Source organism: Microcoleus sp. Pol8_D6 (genome assembly GCF_036700965.1).
Classification (GTDB): Bacteria; Cyanobacteriota; Cyanobacteriia; order Cyanobacteriales; family Microcoleaceae; genus Microcoleus.
On sequence record NZ_JAUBPW010000011.1, the window covers coordinates 95709 to 113706 of the forward strand.

The window sequence follows — 17998 nt, forward strand, 5'->3', positions numbered from 1 at the left end:
CCTTTGAATGTGGCAGCAGAATGTCCAGAAACTTGCGTTATCCTCCTGGGAGTTTCAATCCTAAAGTCAAGCTAAAAACTTTCCTGGGCGCATCAACCGCGTTATACGAAAATACTTGGTCGCAGCCATTGAACAAAGTTAAAAAACCTGGTTGCTTTGCTCTGGAGTGCCTAAGCGAAGATGGTTTTTTGGCAGACTTAATTTGTACAGCAAATAAGGCGATTCTTGGGGACCATAAAATGTGGTTAACTACGGTTAGTTTGAGTGGCAAACTTAAGACCAGCAACCAATAAGTTTAAAAAATAGAAGGTGTGTTAGTTGATGGCTACTATCTAAAGTTAATCCTCTATTTGCTGAGCTTGAAAAGGTTTAATAAATAATTAGAATCGGAAGGAATCGCTAAATTTATTAAATCATCAATCTGCTGCTAGCACTAAAAAAATCACCATGACCAGACAAAAAATGATATTTGACAAAGAAAGTATTCACATTTTAATTATTGATGATCAGCCCCAAAACCTGCGCTTTATATCAAATATATTGACGAAAGAAGGGTATAAAGTTCAGCGGGCGATTTCGGGAGAAATGGCGGTCAATGCTAATTTAACCGTTCTCCCCGACTTGATTTTGCTAGATATTGCTATGCCAAAAATGAACGGATATGAAGTATGTGCTCGACTTAAATTAAACGAAAAGATGAGGGAAATTCCGGTTATTTTTTTGAGTGTGTTTGAGGAAACTTTTCACAAAGTTAAAGCTTTTGAAGTCGGCGGTGTTGACTACATTACTAAGCCTTTTCAAGTGGAAGAAGTTTTAGTGCGGATCGAAAGTCAACTGACTATACAACAGCTATCAAAACAATTAAAACAGCAGAATGCCCAACTGCAAAGAGAGGTAGAATTCCGCAAGCGAACAGAACAGTCACTCCGGGAAAGCAAAGCGCGTCTGCAGAAATTGGCGGTCAATATACCGGGAGTTCTTTATCAATTCATGAAGAAGCCCGATGGAAGTTTTAAGTTTGAATATATTAGCTATGCTTGTCGAGAGATTTACGAATTAGAGAGTCACGAAATTTTAAAAAATCCCGACTTTTGCTTCGATCAAAATCATCCAGATGACCAAGAATATCTGGTGAAACGAATTGCTACTAGCGCCCAAACTTTAGAACCTTTTGCCTGTGAATGGCGGATTGTTACACCGTCGGGTAAACTCAAATGGCTGCAATCTAATTCTCGGCCAGAAATGCGTGATAATGGCGATATTGTTTGGTATGGCGTACTTTTTGATATCACCGATCGCAAGCACGCAGAAATAGAAATGGCTGGAGCTAAAGCTGCTTTAGAACGGCAAGTTCAGCGAGAATTGCTGATCGCAAAAATAACTAAAGAAATTCGCTCCAGCTTGCAGCCCGAACAAATATTTCAAATAGCTGCGACTCAAATCGGTCTGGCATTCTGCGCCAATCGCTGTTTGATTCATACTTACGTTACTACTCCCCAAGTCGATATTCCTCTGGCGGCCGAGTATCTTGAACCGGAGTGTGAATCTATTCGGAACGTACCTGTTCCAATTTGGGGCAATCCTCACGTCATACAAATGATGATACAAGATATGGCGATCGCCTCCAACAATGTTTATTCAGACCCTCTGTTGCAAGCTGCTCAACCGATTTGCCAGAAGGTTGGGTTAAAATCGATGCTGGCAATTCGCACTTCTTACCAAGGCAGAGCAAACGGTGCTATCTGTTTGCACCAGTGCGATCGCTACCGGGAATGGACTTCCGAGGAAATCGACTTATTAGAAGCTGTGGCGGCTCAAGTAGGGCTCGCTATCGCTCAAACTAAACTGATCGAACGAGAAAAAAACCGAATTCAGCAGCTCGATCGGCAAAATAAAGTGCTGCAAGCAGAAATTCGCACCCGTGTCCGCGCCGAGCAAGCTCTGCAAGAATCGGAAACAGAATTGCGGGCGATTTTTGCCGCCATGACTGACACAGTTTTAGTGAGAAATGCAGAAGGGCGCTGCATCAAAATTGCCCCGACAGCATCAACAAATTTGGTGAAACCTCCCAGCGAAATGATTAACAAAACCGCTCATGAAGTCTTGCCTAAACCTGTAGCAGATTTAGTATTAAATGCCATCCAACAAGCTCTAAAAACTAAGCAAAGCATTAATGTTGAATATAGCTTGAAAGTCGGAGAGCGCGACGTTTGCCTCGACGCTAAAGTTTCTCCGCTGACTGCTGATTCAGTGATTATCGTGGCGCGAGATATTAGCGTTCGCAAACAAACAGAATCCGCACTCAGAGAGAGCCAGCACTTCATTCAAGCGATCGCCGATTCCAATCCCAACCTGTTGTACGTTTACGATCTAATTGAACAGCGGAATGTCTACAGCAATCGACAAATTTCGACGATGCTCGGATACACAGCCCAAGAAATACAAGATATGGGTACAGCAATGATGCCGACGCTGCTCCACTCCGACGATTTGCCAAAGTTTTTTGAAAACCTCCACAAAGTAGATCAAGCCAAAGACGGTGATGTCATTGAATGTCAATACCGCATGAAACACAAAAACGGTGAATGGCGGTGGCTGCACAGTTGGGATACTGTATTTCTTAGAACAGCAGATGGTAGTAAACCCAAACAAATTCTCGGCACTGCTAATGACATCACAGACCGCAAATTAGCCGAAGAGAAACTGCTAGCATCGCAGCAAAGAATCTCGTTTTTATTGCAGCAAACGCCGATCGCAGTTATCGAGTTAAACCTCAATTTAGAAATTATCACTTGGAATCCCGCAGCCGTGGCTATTTTTGGGTACAGTGAGCAAGAAGCGATTGGTCGAGTCGCCTCCGATTTGATCGTACCTGAAAGCTACCACCCGCAATTATCTGAGATTTTCAATCATGACTTGAATGCCAAATCCAGCGGCACTACCGAAAATCTGACTAAAGACGGCAGAATTATCATCTGCGAGTGGTACAATACTCAGCTAATTGACGATAACGGTACAGCGATCGGCATTGCTTTAATGGCTGTAGATATTACCGAACGCAAGCAAGCAGAAACCGAACTGCAAGAAAGTGCTTTACGACAAAGAGCGATCGCCCGCATCATTGAAAGAATGCGGCAAACTTTAGATATCCGAGAAATTTTTCACGCCACAACCCGAGAATTGCGCCAAACCCTGAAGTGCGATCGAGTCGCGATTTACCGTTTCAATCCAGACTGGAGCGGCGAATTTGTAGCCGAATCCCGTGACCAGAAGTGGGTTTCTTTCATCCAAGCACAGGAACTCGATTCTCACCTTACTGAAGGCGCTTTAGACAGCGACCGTTGCGTCGTCAAAGGATTAGATAGCCCCTCACAAGAAGTACGCGATACCTATTTGCAAGAAACCCAAGGCGGGTCCTACAGCCGAGGTACAACTTACCTTTGTGTCCCAGACATTTACAAGCAAGGATTCGATATTTGTTACATCAATTTGCTAGAAAAATTTCAAGCTAAATCTTACATTATTGTGCCAATTTTCTGCGGAAAAACGCTCTGGGGATTACTAGCATCCTATCAAAATTCAGCTCCCCGGCAGTGGAGCGAAGCTGAAATCAACGTTGTAGTTGATGTAGGTACTCAGCTAGGAGTAGCATTACAGCAAGCGGAATTGCTCGCCCGCACTCAAAGGCAGTCCATGGAACTGATTAAATCCAAAGAAAACGCCGAAGTTGCCAACCGCGCCAAAAGCCAATTTCTAGCTTCCATGAGCCACGAACTCCGCACACCTCTCAACGCCATTCTGGGTTTTTCCCAAGTCATGGCCCGCAACAGTTCTATCACGGAAGAACAAAAAGAATACATAGAAATTATTAACCGCAGCGGCGAACATTTGCTGGAACTCATCAATGATGTTTTGTCCATGTCAAAAATAGAAGCAGGTCAAATTACCATCAATCCCAGCCGCTTCAATCTCTACAACCTTCTCAACAGTCTCAAAGAAATGCTGCAACTAAAAGCCAACTCAAAAGGTTTGCACCTAATCTTTGAAAATGCCGATGATTTGCCACAGTACATTCAAACAGACGAAGCTAAATTGCGGCAAGTTTTAATTAACCTACTCGGCAATGCGATTAAATTTACTCAGCAGGGAACCGTGACTTTGCGCGTCAGCAGCCAATCTGAAAAAGACGCCAAAGAAGAAAAAAAATCCCAATTGTATTTTGAAATTGCCGACACGGGTCCCGGCATTTCTCCCTTGGAACTTGCCACATTATTTAAGCCATTTGTACAAACTGAAACTGGTCGAAAATCCATGCAGGGAACAGGTTTGGGGTTGCCGATTAGCCAACAGTTTGTCCGAATTATGGGAGGTGATATTGCTGTTGAAAGTCAACTCGGTCAAGGCACAGTTTTTAGTTTTAATATATGGGTTAACTTAGTAACACAAAGTGATGAACAAGAAAAATCCCCGATTAAACAAGTTATTGCTTTAGAAGCCGGACAAGACACTTATCGGATATTAATAGTTGAAGATGTAGCAGAAAATCGCCAACTGCTGCTTAAGCTCCTGATACCCCTGGGGTTTGAAGTCCGGGAAGCAACTAACGGTCAAGAAGCAATTGCTTTGCATTCAACTTGGAAGCCACACTTGATATTAATGGATATGCTGATGCCCGTGATGGATGGGTATGAAGCGACAAGACAGATTAAGAAAACTCTAGAAGGTAAAGAACCAATAATTATTGCCTTGACTGCCAGTGCTTTTGACGAGCAGCGACAAATAATTTTGTCGGCCGGTTGTAACGATTTGATATGTAAACCGTTTCGGGAAGAGGTACTCTTTGAAAAGATAGCGCATCACCTCAACCTGCGTTATATTTATGAAAAAGAGAACTTATCTACTTCTTTTTCAACACCGACGCTGCTTAAAAGTTTGACCAACGAGGATTTGAGTGTAATGCCCACAGACTGGGTGGTCGAGCTGCACCGAGCAGCACTTTGTGTTGATGACAACCGCATCCTCGAACTCATCGAGCAAATTCCCGAAACTGAGGCAAATCTCGCTAACGCTTTAACAGATTTAGTCGATAATTTTCGGATAGATATCATTATCGATTTAACTCAATTATATTATGATGAACGACCATCCATTACCAGCGACTCCTAAAGACATTCTGATCGTTGACGATATGCCGGATAATTTGCGACTTTTATCCACTATGTTGACATCTTACGGGTATCATGTCAGGAAGGCTATTAACGGACACTTGGCTTTGCAAGGGGCACAAATATCTCCTCCCGATCTAATTTTACTAGATATTAATATGCCACAAATGAACGGGTATGAAGTTTGTGAGCAGTTAAAGCTAAGCGAAAAAACTCAAGATATTCCGGTAATTTTTATTAGTGCGCTAGATGACGTGCTGGAAAAAGTTAAAGCTTTTCAAGTAGGAGGAGTGGATTACATTACTAAACCGTTTCAAGTAGAAGAAGTTATAGCCCGCGTCCAAAACCAACTTTCCCTTCGTTTGCTGCAATCCAAACTGCAACAGCAAGCTAGGGAACTGCACGATCGCAATTCTAGATTACAGGAAGAAATCGCAGAACGGCAGCGGGCTGAAGAATCAATCCGGTTTTTGCTGGAAACGACGCGGGCGATCGGCGAAGCTGTAGACTTTCACTCAGCTTTAGAAGTAATTCTGCACCAAGTTGGCGAAACAATCGGATGGGATGTAGGAGAAGCTTGGATTCCCGATGCAGAAGGAACTGTGCTGCAATCTGCCCGCGGCTGGTATGCCAGCAACCCCAGCATGGAATTGTTCCGCACCCAAAGCCAACAACTGACATTTGCCCGGAATATAGGGCTGCCGGGACGAGTTTGGGCATCCAAGCAACCGGAATGGGTAGAAGATATTTCCAAGGGCTACCCGCATTTTCTCCGAAGTCAAATAGCACTAGAACTCGGATTCAAAGCGGGTTTTGGCGTGCCGATTTTGGTAGGCGATGAAGTATTGGCAGTGCTAGTTTTCTTTAAAAATTCGTCTGGTGGGAAAGACGCGCGATTTATAGACGTTTTTAATGCAGTCGGCACTCAATTAGGTTCTTTGATTCAGCGCAAACGAGCAGAAGAATTGCTGCGTATTGCCCAAGAAAAATATCACAGCATTGTAGAAAATGCGATGGAAGGCATTTTTCAAAGCACCCCTTCTGGAGTCTATCTCAGCGCTAATCCAGCTTTAGCAAAATTGTACGGTTACGACTCGCCTGAAGAACTAATGTCCGAGATTAAAAATATTGCTCAGCAACTTTACGTTGACCCAGAACGCCGCCTGGAATTTGTGGCTGCTATGGATACTGAAAATGCCGTTTCGGGATTTGAATCTATGGTATGTCGCAAAGATGGGCGCCGGATTTGGGTGTCAGAAAATGTTCGGGCTGTTCGAGATTCAAAAGGTGAGCTGCTCTACTATGAGGGTACTGTTTCTGACATTACCGAGCGCAAATTAGCGCAAGAAGCGCTAAAAGTTCAACAAGAACAAAGCGAGAAGTTGTTGTTAAATATTTTGCCCAAACCAATCGCAGAACGATTGAAGGCGGAGCAAAGTACAATTGCCGATAGTTTTGCCCAAGTAAGTGTTTTATTTGCTGATATTGTTGGCTTTACTGAGTTGTCTGCTAGAATGTCTCCCACCGAGTTGGTCAAGCGCTTGAACGTAATTTTTTCGCACTTCGACCAGTTAGCTGAAAAGTACGGTGTGGAGAAAATTAAGACTATTGGTGATGCTTACATGGTAGTCGGGGGATTGCCTACGCCGAGAGACGATCACGCCGAGGCGATCGCCCAAATGGCCCTGGGAATGCAGGCAAAAATAGCAAAGTTGTGCGCCGAGACAGGGGAAAAACTGGCAATTCGCGTCGGCATCAATTCCGGGCCAGTGGTTGCGGGAGTGATTGGTGTGAGCAAGTTTACGTATGATTTGTGGGGAGATACGGTGAATGTAGCGGCGAGGATGGAAGCTACGGGTTTTGCAGGCAGCATTCAAGTTACTGATGTTACTTATGAGCTTTTGAAAGATAAGTATTTGTTTGAGAGGCGAGGCGTGATTCCGGTAAAAGGTAAGGGGAATATGATGACTTATTGGTTGCTAGGAAAAAAGTAAAAATTGGGAATTGCGAAGGAAGAAGGAAGAAGAAAGTTCGGCAACGGATTGTGTAACGGATGTAACGGATGTAACGGATGTAACGGATGTCAGTCCGATGTCCGTCGGAAAAAGGAAGAAGGAAAAAGGGGTAGAAACAAAGAAGTATGTTTATTTATTTAATCTGATATCTTCCATCCTTCTCAAGATTTCAATGTTCGTGTGGGGCGTTGCTCCGAGGCAGCCCTTAGAGGGATTGTGCTGCTATGATTAAAGAAGTTAACGAAAATTTACATTAAGAACCGTGACAGCACAACAGGTAGTATCTACAACGAGTTTTGAAAAGCTAATTTGGACTTGGAAAGGTCACAAAATCCAATATACCGTTCAAGGAACCGGCCGCCCTCTGATCTTGATTCACGGATTTGGGGCTTCGATCGGACATTGGAGGCAAAATATCCCCCCACTCGCAGCCGGCGGCTATCGCGTATTTGCGCTGGACTTGCTGGGATTCGGTGCTTCCGCCAAACCAGCCCTCGATTACACTCTGGAATTGTGGGAAGAATTGCTGACTGATTTCTGGGCGGATCTGGTACAGGAACCGGCGGTATTTGTCGGGAATTCGATCGGCGCTTTGCTGAGTTTGATGGTAGTCGCCAACCATCCAGAAATATCAGCAGGTGCAGTCTTAATCAACTGTGCCGGCGGGCTCAACCACCGGCCCGACGAACTAAATTTCCCGCTGCGAGTAGTGATGGGGACTTTTACTAAATTAGTTCGATCGCCCCTGATCGGCCCCTTTGTCTTCAACAACATCCGCCAAAAACACCGCATCCGCAACACCCTGCGCCAAGTCTACGGGAACCGCGAAGCCATCACTGACGAACTCGTAGAACTTCTGCACGCCCCTTCCTGTGAGCCCGGAGCTCAACAAGTGTTTGCCTCTATTCTCACAGCCCCTCCAGGCCCTCAACCGTCAGAATTGCTGCCCAAAGTCGATCGTCCGTTATTGGTACTTTGGGGCGCAGACGACCCCTGGACTCCAATCGCCGGCAGCCAGATTTATCAACAATTGGCCGCCAACGATAAACCAGTGAAATTTGTTTCCATTCCCAACACAGGCCACTGTCCCCACGACGAGCGGCCGAGTGAAGTCAACGCTCTGATTTTGGACTGGCTGCTGGAATTGTAGTAAATTTTTTCTGCTGAATCCAACCCTGGGGCGATCGAGTCAAACCCTTGTATTGCAAGACTTTTGCCTCGATCCACCGCACCGATACCCCGGCAGCAGCCGACTCAAAAAACAATTTTTGGAAAAAGTATTGACACAATTTACTGAGTCAGCTATATTGATGGACGTGTGAGGAGCGAACCAGAAAAAGCACCGAGACGAAACACGGCCAGTCGTCGGTGCTTTTTCTGTGGGAACCCATTTTTAAGAGTTTTAAATTATCTATAAATTCACATCCAGAAGATCCGTAAGCCCGCCCCGCTTTCTTCAATTCTTCATTCGCGTTCTTAGCGTCTTCGCGGTTCGTTAAATAAATATTCGGATGTTGCAAACAAAGTAATTGACTCGACTTAATCTCGAAAAATCCGAAAGTGTGGATTTTTTTTATAATCAAAACTTGATTGCAGAAAACTCAAAACTAGACAGTTATATAATAATAAATTGTCGCTGTGTCGGGGCGAGTTGATATACATTTTTTCCAAATGTCGCTAAACCCGCCCCTGCGGTATTTGTGCTACAAATATCAACGATCGCTCAAAACAAATTGTTCGATCGCAGCCGCCACCCCATCTTCCTCCACATCCGGGGCCACCCAATCAGCAGCAGCCTTCACGCCATCAGGAGCATTGCCCATCGCCACGCCCACACCCGCATAGGCAATCATTTCCACATCATTAAAATTGTCGCCGATCGCCATCACATTCGCCGCCTGCAAACCCAAAAGTTCCTCCGCTAAATACTGCACCGCATCTCCCTTATTCGCCACAGGATGCGTAGCTTCAAAAAAAGTAGCAACGGATCGAGTCAAATAAAGCTCCGCAGGCGTGTAGCGCAGTCGCATACTGCTGAGCAAGCCGTCGAGTACCCCCGGATTCTCGCACAATGCCAAAACTTTCGTCGGTTCCCCCGGAAGATCTCGCCGCAAATCTTTAATCACCATTGGTTCAATGCCCGATCTTTCGGCATAAATTCGGGTAGCTGCGGTAATTTCCGGCACGTAAAGTTGGTCGTCAATGTAGAAATGGATCGAAAGCAGCGGTCGCAACTGCGGTTCTTCAAAATGGTCTAACAGTTGCAGAGCAGTTTGTTTCGACAGCGGCAAGTGCCGCAGCCGCTTTTGAGTAGCGTGATCTTGAATCCACGCGCCCTGGTAGCAAATCAGTGGCAATGTTGAGCCGATGTCGCGGTGAAAACGCAAAGCTGAGCGGTACATCCTGCCCGTAGCGACGGCCACTTTCACTCCCCGCGACTCCGCAGCCAAAATTGCCTGCTTGACTGGTTCTCGGATGGTATTTGACAAACCTGCGATCGTGCCGTCTATATCCACTACCAGCAATTGAATGTCTGCGGTGCCAAAAGCGCGATCGGTCGCATTAGCTGGATTTGAGGCAGTTATATTCTGCATGATTTTTTTAGATTTTAGCTGTTGATTTGCACGCACCCGTTTATTTTGCCACTGGCGGGATAGCAAAGTGCAACTTCTGATTTTTTGAAGACTAAAATATAGATAACTAAATAAGCGACAAAAAAAGTATCTAGGACGACTCTTTAGGGAGGTATTTAGCTAAGCTATATAATAGTAGCCCGTTTACTGCCGTAAAAACCGCACTCGACCGGCAATGTGTATTTTCACTTACTTAATAATACTTGTGGTCAAAAAGAATGCAACTATCAGCCCGCGCTCCAAACCCTTATATCATCAATCATTCCCAATCTAAAATCTAAAATCTAAAATCTAAAATTGTATAACTGCCTCTTTGAAATTACCCCCAACTATCATGATTTCTATTCCGGGATACCGCATTGACGGAGAACTTTATACAAACTCTCACACAGTTATTTATCGAGGTCAGCAGATTGAGGAACAAAAACCCGTTATCCTGAAAACTCTTACGCCGCCATATCCTAGCCAAGCGCAAATATCTCAACTGCTGCACGAATCTGAAATTCTTAAAAATTTGAATTTCCCCGGAATAGTCAAGCTTTATAAAATAGAAACATACAATCACTTTCCGGTTTTAGTTTTAGAAGATTTTGGTGGGATTTCCCTAAAAGACTTTCTTAGCAACAACCAGCTAGAGTTACAACAATTTCTGCATATTGCCATCAAACTAGCAGAAACTATTGGGCAACTCCACGAGCACCACATTATCCATAAAGATATTAAACCCAGCAATATTATTGTCAATAGTTCGACAGGAGATGTCAAGATAGCTGATTTTGCGATCGCCTCCCTGCTACCGGGCGAAAACCCCGCCCCCAGCCATCCCCATTTACTCGAAGGCACTCTCGCCTATATGTCTCCTGAACAAACGGGACGCATGAATCGGGCGATCGACTACCGCACCGATTTTTATTCTTTAGGCGTCACCTTTTATGAAATGCTTTGTGGCGAATTGCCTTTTCAGGCGATCGATCCCATGGAATTAGTACACTGCCATATTGCCAAAACGCCAGTTTCTCCTTGTGAAAACAGAAAGCAGAAAGTAGAAAGCAGAACCATCGAAGGCAGAATCAATCAAGTAGAAACCGAGGAGATTCCTCAAGTCGTTTCCGATATCGTCATGAAACTCTTAGCAAAAACCGCCGAAGACAGGTATCAAAGTGCTTTGGGACTTTTGTACGACTTAGAAAATTGTCTCGCTCAACTGCAAACAACAGGTAAAATTTCCCACATAACCCTCGGCGAACAAGATCAATCAAGTCACCTGCAAATTTCCCAAAAATTTTACGGGCGAGAAACAGAAGTTAATATGCTTCTCAGTATCTTCCAGCGTATGAGGCGAGGCAATACAGAAATGGTGCTGATTTCTGGTTGTGCAGGTGTGGGAAAATCGTGGTTAATATATGAAATATACAAGCCGATTCTGCGGCAAAATGGGTATTTTATTGACAGCAAATTTGAGCTACTTAAGCGCGATATTCCCTACGCTTTTTTGCTTCAAGCTTTTCAAGATTTGTTGAGACAAATTTTCACAGAAAATACCGCACAAATCCATGTTTGGAAACAAAAAATTTTAAAGGCACTCGGCGGCAACTGCCAAGTAATTATTGAAGCCATTCCCGAAGTAGAACTGATTGTCGGGCCACAGCCCCCCGTGCCAGATTTAGGAGCCAATGAATCTCAAAATCGCTTTAATTTAGTATTTCAAAACTTCATCCGCGTCTTTGCTCAAAAAGAACACCCCTTAGTAATTTTTCTCGACGACTTGCAATGGGTCGATTCAGCATCTCTCAAGTTAATAGAACTGCTAGCAACCGACCTGGAAACTCAATATTTATTAATAATTGGAGCTTATAGAGAGCAGGAAGTAAATGCAAATCATCCCGTAATGCTGACCGCCGAAGCAATTAAAAAAGCAGGTGGCACTGTAAGTGCGATCGCCCTTTCGCCTTTAGATATAAGCAGCGTCAACCAATTCGTTGCCGATACTTTGAACTGCACCCCAGAAAAATCCCTAAATTTAGCAGAATTGCTTTTTCAAAAAACTGGTGGAAATCCATTCTTTTTAACTCAATTAATAAAATTTCTTAACTCAAAAAAATTGCTCCAATTTAAATCTTCACCCTCGCATCATTTGGTCGAACTAGCTGAACCCAACCTTTCTGACTTAGCCCAATCCATCTCAGATCGTATTGTGAAAAAAGGCCAAATCACAGGCGAGTGGCAGTGGGATATTGACCAAATACAAGAAATGGCAATAACTGACAATGTTGTAGAATTAATGATAAATAACATTCAGAAACTTTCAGATAATACGCAGGAACTGCTCAAATTAGCCGCTTGTATCGGTAACAGATTTGATTTAGAAATTCTCTCTGCCATCGCCGAGAAACCTCTGCTGTCGGCACCAACAGACCTCGGTGAGGCACTTCAGTCCGGTCTGGTTTTGCTCGTGAATAACGCCTACAAAATTCCGATCGCACTAGCAGCAAGCACAGAAATAACTGACACAATATCTAGAGACTTTACCGATGAATTGTCCCTACCCGTGGCTGATGTTCCTAGGGCAACTTACAAATTTTTGCACGAGCGAGTGCAGCAAGCAGCTTATGCTTTAATATCCGATTCTCAAAAACAAGAAATCCATCTAAAAATAGGCACTTTTTTACTACAAAACGCACCCCCAGAGCAATTAGAAGAGCATATTTTTGATACCGTCAACCAACTAAATTCAGCCAAAAAAATCATCAGCAGTGAATTAGAAAAATTTCAATTATGCCAATTGAATTTAATTGCAGGTCGCAAAGCAAAAGCAAGTACAGCTTACGAACTGGCCCTCAAATATTTAACCGCAGGTATTGAACTGCTTCCCCTCCAAAGTTGGCAAACTGACTACGACTTGACTCTTGCACTCTACGAGTCAGCAGCAGAAGCTGCTTACCTCAATACCGACTTTGAACCAATGGAAAAATGGGCTGAAATTGTTCTGCAACACGCAAACAATGAACTAGATAAAATCAAAGTGTTTGAAATCAGAATCATAGCTTGTGCGATGCAAACCCAACTCCAAGAATCGGTAAAAATTGGTCGCGAAGCACTAAAAATGTTAGGAATAAACTTGCCAGAATCGCCTATTCCCCTCCACATTCAGCAAGCACTAGCTAAAACCGCCGCTTATTTAACCGAAAAAAAAATAGAAGATTTAATTGACTTGCCGATTATGACAAATCCGCACAAATTAGCAACTATGCGCGTGCTTTCCAGTATGCTTTCAGCTACATTTATAGTTGAACCTGTGCTGCTGCCACTAATTGTGTGCGAGCAAGTTAATTTATCTATTAATTACGGAAATTCTACTTTTTCTGCCTTCGGCTATGCTAATTACGGAGCAATTTTAAAAGGAATAGTTAGAGATATTGAATCGGGCGATCGCTTCGGTCAATTAGCTTTAAGTTTGAGCGATAGATTAAATGCGTTAGAATTCAAAAGCAAAACGCTTAATTTAGTAGCATTTATTTTGATGAACGGCAAGCATCACGTTAAAGACTCTTTGCCGCTATTAGAGGAGGCCTATCAAAGTGCGCTAGAAAATGGGGATTTAGAATGTGTCGGATATTCAGCCGTAAATATTTGTCAGTCTTTGTATTTCATCGGTCAAGAATTGCCACAACTGGAACGGAAAATGGTAAGTTACAACCATTTGCTGTTTCAACTCAAGCAAGAAACTGTATTAACTTGGAATCAAATATATCGGCAAACTATTTTGCAATTGATGGGAAAAGTTGAAAGTCCACACCTTGTATTAGGTGAAGGATACAGCGAAGAAAAATTGTTGTCGCTGCTGTTGAAAGCTAACGATCGGGTAGGACTACAGCACTTTTATTTGCAAAAATTAATACTAGCGTATTTATTTGGAGATACCGCTACAGCGCTAGAAAATTCAGCGCAAGCCGAAGTATATTTAGACGGAGTTGCAGGCTTTATTAATGTTTCTGAATACCAGTTTTACGATTCTCTAGCCCGCCTAGCAGCCTATCCATCTGCCACCAATGAGGAACAAGAAGAGCATATTTTTTTCGCTGTCAGTAACCGAAAAAAAATGCAACAAAAAGCGCTTTCTGCACCCATGAATCTTCAGCATAAATGCGACTTACTTACAGCAGAAAAAGCACGTGTTTTGGGGGATATTGTGAGAGCAATGGAATATTACGATCGCGCAATTGAAGGAGCCCAAGAAAACGGATACATACAAGTACAAGCACTAGCAGCAGAATTGGCAGGAGCATTTTATCTATCCATAGGAAGAGAAAAAAATTCTAAAACTTACTTGACAGAAGCGCGTTATTGCTATCAGCGCTGGGGAGCAACAGCCAAAGCAGCGCATTTAGAATCAAAATACTCGCACTTGCTAACTTCAGGCTCGATTTCAAGTAATATTGAAACTCACAAATCTACCAGCAGCGCTTCCACTACGAACGACAGTGCAGCCGTGCTAGACTTGACCACAGCAGTTAAAGCATCGCAAACCTTAGCCGGGGAAATAGTTCTAGACAAACTGCTGGCAAAAATGATGAAAATTGTTATTGAAAATGCCGGGGGGCAAAGAGGCTTTTTAATATTAGAAAAAGAGGGTCAATGGGTGATTGAAGCATCAGGATCTGTAGATGTCGATCGCGTTGCTGTCATGCAATCAATTCCGATAGATTTTGTAGCCGACGATCGAGAAGTAACTTTGCTGGCAGTTGCAGTTGTGAATTACGTCGCCCGCACCCAGGAAAGTATAGTTTTAAACGATGCGACTCGCGAAGGACAATTTACTCATACACCCTATATAATTGCCGTTCAACCTAAATCAATTCTTTGCACTCCGTTAATTAATCAAGGCCAACTCACTGGCATTCTATATTTAGAAAACAATCTGACTACAGGTGCTTTTACACAAGACAGGTTAGAAATATTAAAACTGCTGTCTTCTCAAATTTCTATCTCCATCGAAAATGCCCAACTTTACGCCAACTTGCACCAATTCAATCAGAATCTCGAAAATTTAGTACAGCAGCGTACCTCCGAACTCTCCCAAACTTTAGAAGACTTAAAATCGGCTCAAAATAAACTGGTAGAATCGGAAAAAATGGCTGCCCTCGGAGGGTTGGTTGCAGGTGTTGCCCACGAAATCAATACTCCCATCGGCATCGGCATCACCGCCGCCTCCCTGCTTGCTGAAAAGGCCACAAAGTTTTTTGAGGTTTACAGTAACGGCCAAATAAAACGTTCCGAGTTAGAAAAGTTTCTGGATACCGCCGTGCAAAGCAGTAATATGATCTTATCTAACCTCACGCGGGCAGCCGACTTGATTCACAGTTTTAAAGAAGTAGCTGTAGATCAGTCAAGCGAGTTAAAACGCACGTTTAATGTTAAAAACTATCTAGAGGAAATTTTGACATCCTTAACAGCCAAACTAAGAAGAACTAAGCACAAAATAGAGATTAAGTGTGATGAAAATATTGTAGTGGACAGTTACCCTGGCGTAGTGTGTCAAATTGTGACAAATCTGGTGTTGAATTCCCTAATTCACGCCTACGATGGAGAAGACAAAGGAGTTCTGGCTTTTGATTTCAAACTAGAGGGCGATCGGCTAATATTTGAATATGCCGATAACGGCAAAGGAATTGACCCAGAAAATCTCAGTAAAATTTTTGAACCGTTTTTTACCACCAAAAGAGGTCAGGGAGGCACAGGATTGGGACTGCACATTATTTATAACCTTGTTACACAAAAACTAAAAGGCACGATTAGCTGCACAAGTCAAGTAAATAAAGGAACAAGATTTATGATTGAATTTCCCGCTAAAATGAGCAGTTAGTTATTAGACCGCCAACATGGATATAAGTTTTATATAGGAGAACGATATATGTCAGAAGCTAGTAAAAACCTGTTGGCAGCAGGCGATGACGAATTAATCGCGGTGGGCGACGATGAATTAATATTTGCGGAGGAAGACGAGGCGGAACAAAAACCGCTAGAAGAAAGTTGGAAAATCTTAATTGTAGATGATGAAATAGAAATTCACAATATTACTAAACTAGCGTTAAACGATTTTAAATTTGAAGGTAAAAGTATCACATTTATCAGCGCATACTCAGGAAAAGAAGCTAAAGAAATCATCCAAAATAACTACGACATAGCATTGATTTTACTCGATGTAGTTATGGAAACAGAAGAAGCCGGCTTGGAAGTAGTTAAATACATCCGCGATATTTTAAATAATCAAATTGTGCGAATTATTTTACGCACTGGACAGCCCGGACAAGTGCCAGAAGATGTAGTAATTGTCAGCTACGATATCAATGATTACAAAACTAAAACAGAACTTACTAACAAAAAGTTATTTACCACAGTAGTCACCGCACTGAGAGCATTTAGATCGCTCAATCAAATCGAATCCAGCAAAAGCGAACTCGAAAAAATTGCCGCCGCATCTGCCCGTTTTGTTCCCCGTGAATTCTTGAAATTTCTCAAAAGAGAAAGCATCGTTGATGCCAGACTAGGAGACTCTGTACAAGCAGAAATGACGATTATGTTTGCCGATATTCGCTCATTTACAAGTCTGTCAGAAAGTATGTCTCCCAGAGAAAACTTTGAATTTCTTAACTCTTACTTAAGCCGAGTTGGCCCAGTTATCCGCGAGTACAACGGTTTTATAGATAAATATATTGGTGACGGAATTATGGCTTTATTTCCTAACAGGGCTGAAGATGCTGTGCAAGCAGCAATTGAGATGCAGCATCAAGTAAAAATTTATAATAGACACAGGCAGAACAGTGGCTATCAACCTATTTCGATAGGAATTGGTTTGCATACGGGGACTTTAATGTTAGGTACTATTGGCGAAGCGGAACGAATGGAAAGTACGGTGATTTCTGATGCCGTTAATTTAGCTTCCCGCGTGGAAGGATTGACAAAGCTTTATGGAGTTGCTATTGTAGCTAGCGTCCAAACCCTTTGCCGGATAGACGATCCTCAACATTACAAGTGCCGATTTCTCGATCGCGTTCAAGTCAAAGGAAAACAAACACCTGTCGCTGTATTTGAAATTTATGATGGCGACTCGGCTACTATGATCGAACTAAAAGCACAAACTCAAACTTATTTTGAACAGGGAATTTTTTTTCACTACCAGCAGCAATTCGCGCAAGCAAGGCAAATGTTTCTGCGCGTTTTGCAAATCAATAAGTATGATAAAGCAGCATCTTTTTATGCAGAACGCTGCGATATGTTGATGAAAAATGCAGTCATTATGACTCTGGAAGGAATAGAGATATAGGTAATGGGGAATGGGGAATTGGGAATTGGGAATTGGGAATTGGGAATTGGGCATCGGGAATTGGGCATTGTCCCGAAAAGAATTAGGAAATGGGCATCCGCTAAGATACTGAACAGTGAACAGTAAACAAATAACTTAATTTATGCGCTTCAAATCCCTTGATGTTTTTCGCGGAATTGCGATCGCCTCGATGATTCTAGTCAACAACCCCGGTAGTTGGGAACAGGTGTATCCACCACTAGAACACGCAGAATGGCACGGCTGCACCCCGACAGACTTAGTATTTCCGTTTTTCTTGTTCATCGTTGGCTGCGCGATGTCTTTCTCGCTGCCTAAATATCTTCAAAATTATCAAAAAACTGGAATAGAAACCTCCAAAATCACACAAACAAAGGAAAAATCCGAATCCGCCAAAAACCCTCTTTCTTCTTCCTTCTTCCTTCTCCCTTCTTCAAATATTTACTGGCGAATTGCGCGCCGCGCCGCGATTCTATTTATATTAGGATTGCTGCTAAATACATCTTCGATCGCCCTTGACGTACTTCTCAACAGCGCCCCAGTGGAAAACTTCAGTAAAATTCGCATCATGGGAGTATTGCAGCGCATCGGCTTAGCTTATTTCATCAGTGCGATCGCCATTCTCAACCTTTCCCCCCGCAATCAAAAACTGCTCGCTGTTGCCGTACTTTTTGGGTATTGGGCTGCATTAACCGTAGTGCCTTTAGGGGGGTACACTGCCGGCGAACTCACGCCAGAAGGAAATTTAGGAGGATATGTCGATCGGCTGGGGGGGTGACAACCCACCCAAAACCCATAGCTAGTAAGGATTGAGCCAACTTGTGGTAAAAAAAGATAGGCAGC

Annotated in this window: 8 protein-coding genes; 7 read left to right on the plus strand and 1 reads right to left on the minus strand. The window is 43.1% G+C overall.

Going from position 1 to position 17998, the window contains the following annotated elements; translation table 11 throughout:
* The first annotated feature begins 447 nt into the window (after nt 1-447).
* From QUA10_RS07150 to QUA10_RS07165, 4 genes are read left to right on the plus strand one after another with little or no spacing between them, the layout of a single operon-like run.
* On the plus strand, nt 448-5166 hold the full coding sequence (locus tag QUA10_RS07150) for a response regulator (RefSeq protein WP_333081983.1): 4719 nt from the start codon (nt 448-450) through the stop codon (nt 5164-5166).
* The gene (locus tag QUA10_RS07155) at nt 5132-7159 is read left to right on the plus strand and encodes an adenylate/guanylate cyclase domain-containing protein (protein ID WP_333081984.1); all 2028 of its coding nucleotides are present in this window, start codon (nt 5132-5134) and stop codon (nt 7157-7159) included. The genes QUA10_RS07150 and QUA10_RS07155 overlap by 35 nt, the downstream gene beginning before the upstream one ends.
* 10 nt (nt 7160-7169) lie before the next feature.
* Entirely contained in the window at nt 7170-7412 is a 243-nt protein-coding gene (locus QUA10_RS07160) for a hypothetical protein (protein WP_333081985.1), read from the plus strand.
* Between the two features lie 30 nt (nt 7413-7442).
* Entirely contained in the window at nt 7443-8330 is an 888-nt protein-coding gene (locus tag QUA10_RS07165; protein ID WP_333081986.1) for an alpha/beta fold hydrolase, read from the plus strand.
* A gap of 562 nt (nt 8331-8892) precedes the next feature.
* Here the strand turns inward: QUA10_RS07165 and QUA10_RS07170 are convergent.
* The gene (locus QUA10_RS07170) at nt 8893-9774 is read right to left on the minus strand and encodes a Cof-type HAD-IIB family hydrolase (protein WP_333081987.1); all 882 of its coding nucleotides are present in this window, start codon (nt 9772-9774) and stop codon (nt 8893-8895) included.
* A 373-nt stretch (nt 9775-10147) separates the two neighbouring features.
* Here QUA10_RS07170 and QUA10_RS07175 point away from each other — a divergent pair, with 373 nt between their 5' ends.
* The 3 genes from QUA10_RS07175 to QUA10_RS07185 all read left to right on the plus strand — a co-directional run bounded on the left by QUA10_RS07175 (nt 10148) and on the right by QUA10_RS07185 (nt 17933).
* Nucleotides 10148-15676: an ATP-binding sensor histidine kinase gene (locus QUA10_RS07175; RefSeq protein ID WP_333081988.1), complete on the plus strand. Its 5529-nt coding sequence runs from the start codon at nt 10148-10150 to the stop codon at nt 15674-15676.
* Between the two features lie 48 nt (nt 15677-15724).
* Complete coding sequence (locus QUA10_RS07180; protein ID WP_333081989.1) at nt 15725-17137, plus strand: adenylate/guanylate cyclase domain-containing protein; 1413 nt, start codon at nt 15725-15727, stop codon at nt 17135-17137.
* 142 nt (nt 17138-17279) lie between these two features.
* A complete protein-coding gene (locus QUA10_RS07185) occupies nt 17280-17933 on the plus strand; it encodes an acyltransferase family protein (protein ID WP_445243561.1) in 654 nt (217 codons plus the stop codon).
* The last annotated feature ends 65 nt before the right edge of the window (nt 17934-17998 follow it).